The sequence below is a fragment of the Cryobacterium sp. RTC2.1 genome (genome assembly GCF_035018685.1).
GTDB lineage: Bacteria > Actinomycetota > Actinomycetes > Actinomycetales > Microbacteriaceae > Cryobacterium > Cryobacterium glucosi.
This window is the reverse complement of record NZ_JASJXJ010000117.1, coordinates 1-12,867: the sequence shown is the minus strand read 5'-3', so window position 1 is coordinate 12,867 and position 12,867 is coordinate 1. Positions and strand designations below refer to the sequence as shown.

Annotated in this window: 12 protein-coding genes; 6 read left to right on the top strand and 6 right to left on the bottom strand. The window is 69.1% G+C overall.

All coding sequences use genetic code 11. The annotated features are described in order from the left end of the window. Window positions 1-72: 72 nt before the first annotated feature. From QN357_RS13830 to QN357_RS13815, 4 genes are all read right to left on the bottom strand, one after another. Window positions 73-948, bottom strand: coding sequence for an ABC transporter permease (locus tag QN357_RS13830; RefSeq protein ID WP_134447197.1), 876 nt, complete (start codon window positions 946-948; stop codon window positions 73-75). Then, window positions 945-1,958 carry an ABC transporter permease gene (locus tag QN357_RS13825; RefSeq protein ID WP_134447199.1) on the bottom strand — a complete coding sequence of 338 codons (1,014 nt, stop codon included), beginning with the start codon at window positions 1,956-1,958 and terminating at the stop codon, window positions 945-947. Before QN357_RS13825 ends, QN357_RS13830 begins: the two co-directional genes overlap by 4 nt. A 109-nt stretch (window positions 1,959-2,067) precedes the next feature. Beyond that, window positions 2,068-3,696 (bottom strand): ABC transporter substrate-binding protein, encoded by a 1,629-nt coding sequence (locus tag QN357_RS13820; protein ID WP_323505034.1) that lies wholly within the window; start codon window positions 3,694-3,696, stop codon window positions 2,068-2,070. Between the two features lie 128 nt (window positions 3,697-3,824). Then, a complete protein-coding gene (locus QN357_RS13815) occupies window positions 3,825-5,078 on the bottom strand; it encodes an aminotransferase class III-fold pyridoxal phosphate-dependent enzyme (protein ID WP_174774822.1) in 1,254 nt (417 codons plus the stop codon). A 169-nt stretch (window positions 5,079-5,247) separates the two neighbouring features. Here QN357_RS13815 and QN357_RS13810 point away from each other — a divergent pair, with 169 nt between their 5' ends. The 6 genes from QN357_RS13810 to QN357_RS13785 all read left to right on the top strand — a co-directional run bounded on the left by QN357_RS13810 (window position 5,248) and on the right by QN357_RS13785 (window position 11,761). Next, a complete protein-coding gene (locus QN357_RS13810) occupies window positions 5,248-5,838 on the top strand; it encodes a TetR/AcrR family transcriptional regulator (protein WP_323505033.1) in 591 nt (196 codons plus the stop codon). Window positions 5,839-5,914: 76 nt separating this feature from the next. Then, a complete protein-coding gene (locus QN357_RS13805; protein ID WP_323505032.1) occupies window positions 5,915-7,963 on the top strand; it encodes a Bcr/CflA family efflux MFS transporter in 2,049 nt (682 codons plus the stop codon). 55 nt (window positions 7,964-8,018) lie between these two features. Continuing rightward, window positions 8,019-9,266 (top strand): glycosyltransferase, encoded by a 1,248-nt coding sequence (locus tag QN357_RS13800; RefSeq protein ID WP_241975308.1) that lies wholly within the window; start codon window positions 8,019-8,021, stop codon window positions 9,264-9,266. Beyond that, window positions 9,263-10,000: a PIG-L deacetylase family protein gene (locus tag QN357_RS13795; protein WP_134561798.1), complete on the top strand. Its 738-nt coding sequence runs from the start codon at window positions 9,263-9,265 to the stop codon at window positions 9,998-10,000. Before QN357_RS13800 ends, QN357_RS13795 begins: the two co-directional genes overlap by 4 nt. Before the next feature lie 67 nt (window positions 10,001-10,067). Further along, entirely contained in the window at window positions 10,068-10,445 is a 378-nt protein-coding gene (locus QN357_RS13790) for a YciI family protein (protein ID WP_134447210.1), read from the top strand. After that, window positions 10,442-11,761 (top strand): RNA polymerase sigma factor, encoded by a 1,320-nt coding sequence (locus QN357_RS13785; protein WP_323505030.1) that lies wholly within the window; start codon window positions 10,442-10,444, stop codon window positions 11,759-11,761. Before QN357_RS13790 ends, QN357_RS13785 begins: the two co-directional genes overlap by 4 nt. A 9-nt stretch (window positions 11,762-11,770) precedes the next feature. On the opposite strand, the gene QN357_RS13780 is transcribed toward QN357_RS13785, so the two are convergent. Together QN357_RS13780 and QN357_RS13775 are read right to left on the bottom strand one after the other, a co-directional pair. Further along, window positions 11,771-12,547: a response regulator gene (locus QN357_RS13780; RefSeq protein WP_323505036.1), complete on the bottom strand. Its 777-nt coding sequence runs from the start codon at window positions 12,545-12,547 to the stop codon at window positions 11,771-11,773. Between the two features lie 146 nt (window positions 12,548-12,693). Next, complete coding sequence (locus QN357_RS13775) at window positions 12,694-12,858, bottom strand: ATP-binding protein (protein WP_323505035.1); 165 nt, start codon at window positions 12,856-12,858, stop codon at window positions 12,694-12,696. Window positions 12,859-12,867: the final 9 nt, after the last annotated feature.

Genomic DNA, 12,867 nt, shown 5'->3' with positions numbered 1-12,867 from the left:
CCCCCCCCCCCCCCCCCCCCCCCCCCCCCCCCCCCCCCCCCCCCCCCCGCTTCCTGTTGTGCTGCCGGCGACTCAGCGGCGGGTGGCCTTCACGTCGAGGGCGTCCCGCAGGCCGTCGCCGATGAAGTTGATCGCGAGCACGATCGTGAGCATCGCGAACCCGGGGGCCGCGGCGATCCACGGCTGATAGAAGTTCTTGGCGCCGTCGGTGATCATCGCACCCCACTCCGGCGTGGGCGGCAGGGCGCCGAGGCCGAGGAAGCTCAGCGAGGCGACCAGCAGGATGACCTGGCCGAGGTCCATGGTCGCGTTGACCAGGATCGGCGTCAGCGACTGCGGCACGATGTGCCGGAACAGGATCCGCGGACCGCTCGCCCCGATCGCCACGGCCGATTCGACGTGCTCCCGCTGCTTGATCGAGAGCACCTGACCGCGCATCAGCCGGGCATAGATCGGCCACCAGACGATCACGATCGCGATCAACGCGTTGTTCAGGCCGGGGCCGAGCGAGGCGGCGACCGCCATCGCGAGCAGGATCGCGGGGAACGCCATCGTCATGTCCGCGATGCGCATGATCACGGCATCCACCCAGCCGCCGAAGTAGCCGGCCACGGCGCCGAGCACGCTGCCGATCGTCACCGAGACGACGATCGCGACCGCGGCGATCGGGAGCGAATAGCGGGCACCGTAGAGGGTGCGGCTGAAAACGTCGCGACCGAGCGCATCCGTGCCGAACCAGTGCGTCCCGCTGGGCGCGAGCAGCCGTTCGCCCACCTGTTTGATCGGGTCGTACGGCGCGATCCACTGCACGCCGACGGCGGCGACGATCCAGAAGGCGAGCACGACGTAGCCGAAGATCATCGGTGGGCGCAGCCAGGCGGATGCCGACCCGCGCTTCCACAGGTCGCGGGCGTTTCCGGCCAGGCTGGGCAACGAGATCGCGGTCATGCGAGCCTCACTCTCGGGTCGACGACGGCGTACACGATGTCGGTGGCCAGGCTGGCCAGGAGGAAGATGGCACCGCCGACGAGGGTGACCCCGTTGATGGCGGGGTAGTCGAGGGTGCGGGTGGCGCCGACGGCGTACGAGCCGATCCCGTTCCAGGAGAAGATCTGCTCCACGAGCACGGCACCGGTGAGCAGCGCGCCGAACGCGAAGCCGACGATGGTGACGACCGGGGTGAGCGAGTTGCGCAGCACATGATGCCGCATCACGAACCCGTCACTGAGGCCCTTCGCGCGCACGGTGCGCACGTAGTCCGCGTGCATCTCATCGAGCATCGAGGCGCGGACCAGCCTGCTGATCGTGCCGACCAGCCCCCAGCCCAGGATGAACGCCGGGAGGATCAGGTGGCTGACCGCGTCGAGGAAGAGCGGAATATTGCCGGCGAGCAGTGAGTCCACCGTGTAGAAGCCCGTGACGTTCGCGGGAGGTTCGATCCTGGCCGAAAGCCGGCCGGGGCCGGGGAGAACGCCGAGCTGGGCGTAGAAGACGAAGAGGAAGACGAGGCCGGTCCAGAAGACCGGGAGGGACGATCCGAGCAGGGAGAAGAACCGGCTCAGGTGGTCGGCGAAGCGGTCCTTCCGGCTCGCCGAGATCACGCCGAGGGCGATGCCGCCGAGTGTGCCGATCAGGAGGGCGACGATCGTGAGCTCCATCGTGGCCGGAAGACGGCTGAGCAGGTCGCTCGTCACGCTCGATTTGGTGCTGAAGGAGGTGCCGAGGTCGCCCTGGAAAAGGTGACCGAGATAGGTCAGGTACTGCGTGAAGAGGTCCTGGTCGAGGCCCCAGCGCGCCTTGGCGGCGGCGACGATCTCGGGATTGTTGAGGTTGCGTTCGCCGACGAGCGAGGCGATCGGATTCGCCGGCAACAGCCGCGAGATCACGAAAGCGATCGTCACGATGCCGAGCAGGAGCAGCGGCAGGATGGCGATCCGTTTGAGGATGAAGCGAAGCATCTAGAACTCCGTAAAGTGCGGGGCGACGGTACAGTGCGGGGCGACGGTACAGGGAGACAGTGCGGGGCGTGGACCGGGTCCGCGCCCCGCACTGTCGCTGGGCGGTGGCTTACTTCGTGAGCCCGAGCGCCCCGAGGTCGACGTTGCAGCACGGGCTGTACGTCACACCCGTGATGTCGCTCGCGTGGGCCATGATCAACTGCGGGTTGACGATCGGCAGGATATTGACGTCGTCGGCCATCAGCTGGGCGAGCGCCTGGTAGCTCGCCGTGCGCTCCGCTCCGGTCTGGGCGAGCGCAGTCGTGAGCCCGTCGACCTCGGCCTGGTTGACCGTCTTGCCGGCCAGAGAGGCGAAGTCGGCGACGTATCCGCCGTTCGGGATCAGGCCGAAGTACTGCACGTACTGGCTCGAGTCCGTGTGGTCAGGGGCGAAGTACACGGCCGTGATCGGGGTTCCCTTGCCGCCGATGACGTCGGCCCACTGGCTGAAGTCGACCGGCGTCAGTTCGAGCGTGATGCCGACCGAAGCGAGGTTCTGCTGGATGGCCTGCATCTGCAGGTCGAGGTCGACGCCGTATGCAACGATCTTCGGGTACGTCGAGCTGATCGTGAAGCCGTCCGGGTAGCCGGCCTCTGCGAGCAGCGCCTTCGCCTTCGTGACGTCGTAGCTCGGCAGGGCGACCTTCTCACTGCCCTCGAAGCCGTTCGGGATCGGAGAGCCCTGCAGCTTCCCGTAGCCTGCGACGAGGGTCTTGACGATGTTGTCGTAGTCGATGGCGTCCTTGATCGCCTCGCGCACCCGGACATCGGCGAGGGGAGCCCCGCCCTCTGCACCTGGCATCAGGGCGATGTAGGTGTAGTTGAACGAATCGACGGCCGCCGTCGTGACCGTCGGGGTGTTCTTGAGCTGGTCCAGGGCGTCTGGGCTGATCTGCATGGCGATGTCGACGTCACCTTGCTGAAGTTGCTGGAGCTGCGAGCTCGAGTCGGTGACCTCCTTGAGCGTCACGGTGTCGAAGGTCGGCTTGGTGCGCCAGTAGTTCGGGTTCGCCGTGAGCTTCACGGCACTGTTGGCCGTGTAGCTGTCGAGGATGTACGGGCCGCTTCCCGCGGAGTTGGAGAGGAACCAGTCTTCTGCGGTGTCCGCAGTCGACGCGTCGGCCGCGGCGGATGCACCGTGCTCGCTGGCGACGTCACTGTTCACGATGCCCAGGTACGACGCCGCGACGATCGCGAGGAACGCGGAGTTCGGCGCCGCGAAGTTGACGACCACGGTCTTCGCGTCGGGGGTGTCGATCGAGGACATGCCCGCGAGCAGGTAGGAGGCGCTGCCCTTGATGTTGGCGAGGCGCTCCAGGCTCCACTTGACGTCCTTCGGCTCGACGGGCGAGGCGTCCGAGAAGGTCGCCGCTGGGTCGAGTCCGAAGGTGAACTGGGTGTTGTCGGCGTTCGCGGTGAAGGTCGAGGCCAGCCCGGGCTGAAGGGTCTTCGAGTCCTCTGGACTCACGATCACGAGCCGGTCGTAGAGTGCCGTGAAGACGATCTGGCAGGTGTCGCAGTAGCCGCGGTCGGGGTCGAGGGTCGTCAGGTCCATCGCCCTCGCGATCACGAGATCGTGTTTCGCGACAGCCGTCGTGGCCGCTCCGACGCTGCAGCCGGTCAGCAGCAGGGTTGCGGTCGCGGCCATCGCGACGAGGGAGCGCCATTTGAAGCGGGTGGAGCGTTGTTTCGTGTGCACGTGAGTCTCCTCTGTTGGTTGCGGACCCGGCCGTCCCGCCGGTTCTCAAGGTGGCTGCAGCGTCGGAGCCTGGGTGCTGATGGTGGAAGGGTGGCGATGGTGGCAGCTGAACGGGTCAGTCGAACGGGTCAGCCGAACAGGGCGCGCGTCTCGGCGAACGCGTCGTCGGTGCGCTCGAGCGCCCACGCGACATCCGTTTCGGTGTGCGCGGTGGAGAGGAACCAGTTGTGCGCGGGGTGCAGCAGCACGCCGCGCCGGACCGCCGCGTCGGTGAAGGCCGCGGCTGTCGCGAGGCTTTCGTCGTCCTCGAAGCGCAGGAACGGCATCACGGGCGGCCCGCTCTGGAAGACCGTGAAGCCGTGCGCGGCGGCCTGGCTCTGAAGTCCGTCGCGCAGGAGCTGGCCGACCCGGTTCATCTGGGCGGGGGTGTCGGTCGCCTTGAGCAGGCCGATGTTGGCGATCGCGGCCGCCATCGCTGCACCCGCGTACCAGAACGATCCGGTCGCGAAGATGTCGGCGGCCGACTGCCGGAGGGAGTCGATGCCGACGACCGACGAAATCGCGTAGCCGTTCGCCATTGCCTTGCTGAAGGCGGTGAGGTCTGGATCGATGCCGAGCGGTTCCCACGCGCCGCCGGTGTGCAGCCGGAAGCCGGTGCGGACCTCGTCCATGATCAGCACGGCGCCGATCCGGTCGGCCAGCGCCCGCACTCCCCTGGCGAAGGCCGGGTCGACGATGTACTGGTCTGTGGAGCCGGGGGCGTCGTGCCGGAATGGAGAGAGGATGATCGCCGCGGCATCACCGCCGGCTTCGGCTGCGGCAGCCTCGAGCGAGGCGAGGTCGTTGAACTCGAAGTCGATGATGTTTGCGCGGTCCTCCGGCGTGCTGCCGAGCGGGTTCGGATTGAACCAGGCATTCGCGCCGTGGTAGGCCGTGCCGCCCTTGAGCAGCTTCTTCCGACCCGTCGCCGCCCGGGCGATCGTGACCGCGAGACTCGTGGCGTCGGTGCCGTTCTTGGCGAACATGGCCCAGTCGGCGTGTGCGACGGTGTCGACCATCAGTTCGGCGAGCTCGACCATGCGTGCGGTCGGGCCACCGAGGGCGTCGCCGCGCTTCTGCTGGGCCAGCGCTGCCGCGTCGACGACCGGGTTCGCGTAGCCGGAGATCATCGGGCCGAAGGAACACATGAAGTCGAGATATTCGTTTCCGTCGACGTCCCAGAGGCGGTTGCCCTTGCCCTCCGCATAGAACTGGGGGAACCCCGACGGCATCAGGGTCACGTTCATGTGCCCGTACATCCCGCTTGGGATGACCTTCCCCGCGCGGGCTCGCAGGGCGGCGTCAAGGGGCAGTTCGATCTGTTGTGGTGCTGTGATGGTCATCCCTGGCTCACTTCCTCGTCTGTGCTGTCCTCACAGTTTTTATGACACGCGTCCGAAATAAGTTTCTGCCCTGTTACAAGCGAGTAAATTAACTCATGCGTCCAAAAACCGGGGACTCGCCGATGGGTTCCCGCAGTCGACTGGGGCGAACGAGGAAGAGACACAACACATGCCGAAGATTGTCGACCACGAGGAACGGCGCGCTGAGGTGCTCGAGGCCACCTGGCGGGTCATCGCGACCCGCGGACTGGACGCGGCCACGGTGCGCCAGATCGCGAAGGAAGCCGGCGTTTCGAGCGGCGTGCTCGCCCACTATTTCGCAGACAAGGACGACATCCTCGTTCAGGCCCACCGCCTGGCCTATGACCGGGTCTTCCGCCGCGTCGAGGAGAAGATCGGCCGGTCAACCGGGATCGAGGCACTCAGGGCCACGCTGTATGAGACGCTGCCGATGGACGAGAACCGGCGGATCGAGGCCGTCATCGACATCAGCTACATCGGCAGGGCACTCAACGATCCCCGCCTCAAGCTGGTCCGGCAGGAGTCCGCGCAGGTCGCTCGGGACTGGTGGCTCGGGGTGCTGACGTCGACCGCGGCGGGCGGGCACCTGGCCGTCGACACGAATCTCGGACTGCTCGTCGACCAGATCCTGGTGTTCATCGACGGGATCTCGCTGCAGTCGGTACTGTTCCCCGACCTGATGACTCCGGAGCTTCAGAAGCAGCTCGCCGACGGCCTGATTGCCCGCATCCGGGCCTGAGCCCACGCGGCAAGACGCTAGGCTCGCTTTATATTGGACGCTCGTCCGATAATAATACGACCGAACGGAGCGCCCCATGCCGCCGACCCGACTCCCCAGGATCACCCTCAATACCGGGGCGACGACCCCGCAACTCGGTTTCGGCGTCTTCGCGATGGACGACGAGGCGACCGCTCGTGCGGTCGAAGCGGCCATCGCCGCCGGGTACCGCTCGATCGACACGGCCGCCGTCTATCTCAACGAGCGCGGCGTCGGTATCGGCATCCGCCGGAGCTGTATTCCCCGCGGGGAGCTCTTCGTCACGACGAAACTCTGGAACACGCACCACCTGACCGCGGGCGAGGAAGCCAGGAACAGCCTCGATCGCCTCGGACTCGACTACGTCGACCTGTACCTGGTGCACTGGCCGGTGTCCTCCGCCGGAACGCACCTGCGGGCCTGGGACGGCCTCGAAGACGTCAACCGCTCCGGTGCCGCGCGGTCGATCGGCGTCTCCAACTTCTCGCGGGAGCAGGTCGAGGAGGTGATCGCGCTCGGCGGGACGGTCCCGAGCGTGAACCAGATCGAACTGCACCCCCTGCACTCACAGCCGGAGCTGCGCGCCTTCCACGCCGAGCGAGGCATCATGACCCAGGCCTGGTCGCCGCTCGGCCGCGGCCTCGCCCTCGGCACATCCGAGATCGCCTCGATCGCGCGGGCGCACGGGGTCACGGAGGCGCAGGCGATCCTGCGCTGGCACCTGCAGCTCGGTACCGTTCCCCTGCCCAAGTCGGCGTCCGCCGACCGGATCAGGGAGAACATCGACATCCTCGGCTTCGAACTCGACGCAGAAGACATGGCGACCATCGACTCTCTCTGTCGGCCGTCGCGTCGACGAGTCGTACTACGAGTGGGCATGACCGCGTCCGCGCACCCGGGCGAACTGCTCAGCCGGGGTCACCGCCTGCGGTACGTGTTCATCCTCGGCGCCCTGACCGCGCTCGGGCCGTTCACGATCGACCTGTACCTGCCCGCCTTCCCCGCGGTCGCGGCGGCACTGCACACCTCCGAGTCGGCCGTGCAGATCACCCTCGCGGCCACGACCATCGGCCTCGCCGTCGGCCAGCTCGTTGTCGGCCCCTGGAGCGACGTCATCGGTCGGCGCCGGCCGCTCACCGTCGCGACCCTCGTCCACGTCCTCGCGTCTCTTGCCTGCGCGTTCGCCCCGAACGTCGAGGCGCTGACTGTCTTCCGCTTCCTGATGGGTGCTGCGGCGGCGGCCGGCGGCGTCGTGTCGCTCGCGCTCGTGCGTGACCTCTTCTCCGGAATCCCGATGCTCAGGATGCTGTCCCGGCTCGGCATGGTCAACGGGCTCGCCCCGATCGTCGCGCCGATCCTGGGTTCGCAGTTGCTGCAGTGGATCGACTGGCGGGGTATTTTTGTGGTGCTCGCCGCATACGGTGCGGTGATCGCCCTCGCTTCGGTGATCGGCATCCGGGAAACCCTGCCGATCGAGAACCGGATCCAGTCGGGCATCCGTGCGCTGCCGGGTCGGATGGGCAGGCTGCTCCGGGACCGCCGCTACCTCGGACTCGCCCTGGTCGGCGGTTTCGTCTGGGGAGGCGAGTTCGCCTACCTCGCCGGTTCACCGTTTCTGTTCCAGGGCGTCTACGCGTTCTCGGTCGCGCAGTACGGGCTGTTGTTCTCGGTGAACGCCCTCGGCTTCGTGCTCGGCACCCAGCTCGGGGCGCGCCGTGCCGGCAGGCTGGCCCCGCAGTGGCTACTGGCCCTCAGCACGACCGTGCTCGTGGTGTCCGCCCTGGTGATCTGCACCGCAGCCGTCTGGGGCTGGGGGCTTCCGCTCGTCGTCATCCCGCTCTGGTTCTCGATCATGGCCGTGGGGGTCTGCATTCCCTGCGTGCAGGGCCTCGCCCTCGCACCCCACGGGGCGGAGTCCGGACTCGCGGCGTCGCTGCTCGGCGCGATGAACTTCACCGTCGCGGGAATCGTCACTCCGCTGGTCGGGGTGTTCATCACCGGTGACGCACTCGGAATGGGAGCGGTCATGCTCGCCTGCGCCGTCTTCGCGAGCGCGGCCCTGTGGTGGCTCGTGCGGCCGCGATCTGTGCCGGCCCTCGCCCGCTGACCTATTCGACGGAGTTCGGCAGGGCGGGTTCAGGCGACTGCGTTAAGATTCACGGGTGTCCCCCGCAGCCTCCCGCCTCCGCATCGCCCTCGTCTCCCTGCACACCTCGCCGGGTGACGAGCCAGGATCCGGGGACGCCGGCGGCATGAACGTCGTGGTCCGCCAGCAGGCGGAGGCCATGGCCGCTGCCGGCCACACCGTCGACATCGTGACCCGCCGGTCCTCGGCCACACTTCCCGACGCCGTCGTCCTCGCACCGCGACTCACCCTCCGCTTCCTTCAGGCCGGGCCGGCGAAACCCATCAGCAAGGGGGCGCACGAGGCGGTCATCGACGAATTCCGGGTCGGCCTGGCCGCCCTCGGCGACTACGACGTGATCCACTCGCACCACTGGTTCTCCGGCATGGCCGCGCTCCCGCTCGCCCAGGGCCGCGGCATCCCGCACGTGCAGAGCTTCCACAGCATCGCCGCAGACCCCTCGACGCCGCTCTCGGCCGGCGAACGGCCGGAGTCACCGGGGCGGATGCGCGGCGAAGCCTGGCTCGCCCGCGAATCCGACGCCCTCGTCGCGATCAGCAACGCCGAGGCCGACACGATCGTGACCAGGCTCGGCGGCTCGCCAGAGCGGATCTTCGTGGTCTCCCCCGGCGTCGACGCCGAGCTCTTCCACCCGGCGCCGGGCATCCGCACTGCCGAGCAGGACCCCGGCTACGCGATCGTCGCCGCCCGCCTGCAGCCGCTCAAGGGACTCGACCTCGCGGTCGAGGCGATAGCGGCGGTCCCTGCGGCACTCCGGCCGGAGCTCATCATCGCGGGCGACGCCTCCGGCGACTTCGACGGCTATATCGATGGCCTCCGTGACCTCGCCGAACGGAACGGGATCGCCGACACCGTACGATTCCTCGGCCCGCAGACCCGCGCCGATCTCGCGGCGCTGTTCCGCGACGCCAGGGTCGTGTTGATCCCCTCCCACTCGGAGACTTTCGGTCTGGTCGCCCTCGAGGCGGCAGCGAGCGGAGTGCCCGTCGTCGCCTCCGCGTCAGGGGGCCTCCGCGAAGCCGTGCTCGACGGCGACACCGGGATCGTGCTCGGCTCCCGCGACCCGCAGGCCTGGGGCGCGGCGATCACGACCCTGCTCGGCGATCCCGACCTCGCCCGCCGGCTGTCCGTCGACGCCCGCGCCCGCGCCGAACGCCTCGACTGGCCGCGCAGCGCGCGGGGACTTCTGGACGTGTACCGGGGCTTGCTCGAGCCGTGCTCCGCGGACGAGTACGACGACCGACGCGGGCTGCGGATCGCGTGAGCATCCTCGACGGCCTCCCGGTCGTCCTGCTCGTGCACGCGCACCCCGACGACGAAACCCTCACCACCGGAGCCCTCGCAGCAGAACTCGTCGCGCGCGGCACCCGGGTGTCGCTCCTGACCGCCTCCCGTGGCGAGCGCGGCGAAGTCGTCGCCGGGCCGCTGTCCGGGCTCGAGGGCACCGCGGCGCTCGCACGCGTTCGCGAGGACGAGCTGGACAGAGCCACCCAGGTCCTCGGGATCGCCGACCGGTTCTGGCTCGGCCAGGCTCCCGCGCGCGCCGAAGGACGGCCGCCGCGCCGCTACCGTGACTCGGGCATGAGCTGGATCCGGGAGGGACTCGCCGGTCCGGCCGCGGACGCCGACGCCGATGCCCTCTATGTCGCTCCCCTCGACGAGGTCACGGCCGATGTCGTGGCGCTCATCGGGCACGTGCGGCCCGCCCTCGTGATCAGCTACGACCACGGCGGCGGTTACGGCCACCCCGACCACGTGCGCATGCACGAGGCGGCCCGTGCGGCATGCCTCGCCGGGCAGACCCCCTTCGCCGAGATCGTGCTCGATCCGGCAGCGGATGCCGAATGGCTCGACCTCGAGGCCCGTCGCGCCGTGACGACGGCCGCCCTGCGCTGCTACCGGAGCCAGCTCACGGTCACCGGCGACGGCCTGCATCTTGTGCATTCCGGTGGCCAGCATGAGGCGATCACGACGTCGATCGGGTTGCGCGCCCGCTGAGGTGTCGATTCGGGGCGTGCTCGCTCGTCATTGTGGTGTCAGTATCACAACGACGAAGGGAAGTCTGATGCGTTACTCATTGCTCGTGATCAGTAAGGAAGCCGAAGACGCCAACATCAGCGACGAGATGATGGAATGGGGACGCGCGGCCTTCGATGCCTATGGGAAGTCGCTCGACGCCGCCGGGGTACTCATCTCGGCCGACATCCTGCAGCCCGTGTCCGCGTCGACGACCGTCACCGTGCGCGACAGCGCGCTCCGGGTGCAGGACGGCCCGTTCGCGGACACCAAGGAGCGCCTCAACGGCACCTTCGTGATCGAGGTGCCAGACCTCGATGCGGCAATCGCATGGGCCGAACAGTGCCCCGCCGCCCAGTACGGGGCTGTCGAGATCCGTCCGTCGGCAATCATCTTCCGGGACGGAGCATGGCGCGGCCAGGAATGACCGCAGCGGGCGCGCACGACGCAGCCGCCGCGGGCGCAGCCACGGACGCAGCCAGGGACACGGCCAGGGCGCGGGCGGAATCCGTCGCCCGGGAGTCCTACGGCCGGCTGCTCGCGCTGCTCGCGGCGCCGGGCGGCGACATCCCGTCCGCCGAAGATGCCCTTGCGGATGCCTTCCTCGAGGCGCTGACCCGGTGGCCGGCGGCCGGCATTCCCGGCAACCCCGAGGGGTGGCTGCTCACGGTGGCGCGCAATCGTCTCCGCGACCGCTGGAAGTCCACCGCCGTGCGCCGAACCGTGCCGCTCGACCCGACCGTGCTGTTCGGACTGTCTGGGTCGCTCGATCCGCCCGCACCGCTCTCGCTCGACGACGTCGACCCCGATGAGATCCCCGACAAGCGCCTCGAACTGCTTTTCGTCTGCGCGCACCCGGCGATTGATCCCGGCATTCGCACGCCCCTGATGCTGCAGACGGTGCTCGGTTTCGACGCGGCCCGGATCGCGGTGGCCTTCTCGCTGCCCGAATCCACGATGGCGCAGCGCCTCGTGCGGGCGAAGCGGCGGATTCGGGACGCGCGGATCCCCTTCACCGTGCCGGGGCTGAGCGAACTCTCCGGGCGGCTCCCCGCGGTGCTCGAGGCGATCTACGGCGCCTATGCGATCGACTGGCAGGGTGTAGCCGGGCCGAGTGTGCGTGAGTCGCTTGCGGCGGAGTCGCTGTACCTCGCGACCGTGCTCGCGGCCCTGCTTCCGCGCGAGCCCGAGGTGCTCGGCCTTGCCGCGCTGCTGTCGTTCTCGCTGTCCCGGGCACCGGCACGCGCCGCACCGGACGGATCAACGACCGCCCTCGACGACCAGGATCCGGCCAGGTGGGATCGCGAGCTGATCCGGCAGGGGGAAATGCTGCTCCGGCGGGCCCACGGTTTCGACCGGATCGGACGATTCCAGGTGGAGGCGGCCATCGAGTCGGTGCACTGCGACCGGGCTCGCTCGGGCGAGACCGACCGGCCGGCGCTTCTGGCCCTCTACGGCGCGCTCGTGCGGATCGCGCCCACCCTCGGCGCCCGGGTGGCGCTCGCGGCGACCGTCGGCGCGGTCGAGGGACCAGCGGCCGGACTGGCCGCTCTCGATTCCGTCGCCGTGCTGCCGGGCGCCGATCGTTTCCAACCGGCCTGGGCGACCCGCGCACACCTGCTCGCCCAGGCCGGTCGGGTGACGGATGCCCGGGTCGCCTACCAACGGGCGATCGCGCTGTGCGCCGATGCCGGCATCCGTTCGCGCCTGCAGGAGCAGTGCGCGCTGATCGGCACGGGCTGACGGCTCGGCTCAGGCCGATTCCGGCTCGGGCTCGGGCTCACGGACGGGGTGCATGAACGGTTCAAGGGCCGAGAGCGTGCGGTCCATCGCCGTGCCGAGCCGGGCGACCTGCCCCGCGGTGATCGGCTCCTGCCGCGTCGCCGCCGCCTCGATCTCGGCGCACACGGCGGCGAGGGCGCTCGCGCCGACCGTCGCGCTGCTGCCGCGGAGGCGGTGCGCCAGCTCCACCACGTGCTCGTGGTCGAGGGCTTCGATCCCGGCGCTGATCGCGCGCAGCCTGCTCTCGCCTTGGCCGGCGAAGCTCCGGAGCAGCCAGCCCTTGGTTTCCGCGCCGACGTCGTCGAGATAGCCGAGGACTTCGTAGTCGATCACGGCATCGTGAGGACGGGAAGCGATGGGGGCCGCATCCGGGCAGTCGCCGAGAACGGTTCCCGCCCCCGTCACCGTTGCCAGCGTCTCCGCGAGTTCGGCCGGCCGGATCGGCTTGGTGAGGTAGAGGTCCATGCCCGCCTCGAGGCACGCCTGCCTCGCCTCCGTGGTCGCACTCGCGGTGAGAGCGATGATCACGGGCTGGCGGATGCTGTCACCGAGACCCCGGATCCGGCGCGCGGCCTCGAGGCCGTCCATGACGGGCATGTGCACGTCCATCAGCACGACGTCGTACGCGACGGCTCCGACGGCCTGCACGGCCTCGAGCCCGTCGCTCACGGTGTCGACGCGGTGGCCGCCGCGCGCGAGCATCAACTGAGCGACCTTCTGGTTGATGAGGTTGTCTTCGGCGAGCAGGATGCGCAGCCCCGGAGTGGGGGGAATCGGCGAGGATCGACCCGGCGGAGTGGACGGGTCTGCCGGCCAGGACCCCGGGCGTTCCCGCCCGGCACTCTCGTGGGTCGCGGCGTCATCCCGGCGTCGGCGCTCGGGGCGACCGCTGCTCAGCCAGTCGACGCCGGTCGCCAGGGGATGGTGAATGCGAAGGTGGAGCCGACCCCGACGGTACTCGTCACCTCGATCCGGCCCCCCATGATCTCGACCAGGGCCTGACTGATCGCCAACCCCAGACCCGAACCGCCATACACCCGCGTCGTGGACGCATCCACCTGACTGAA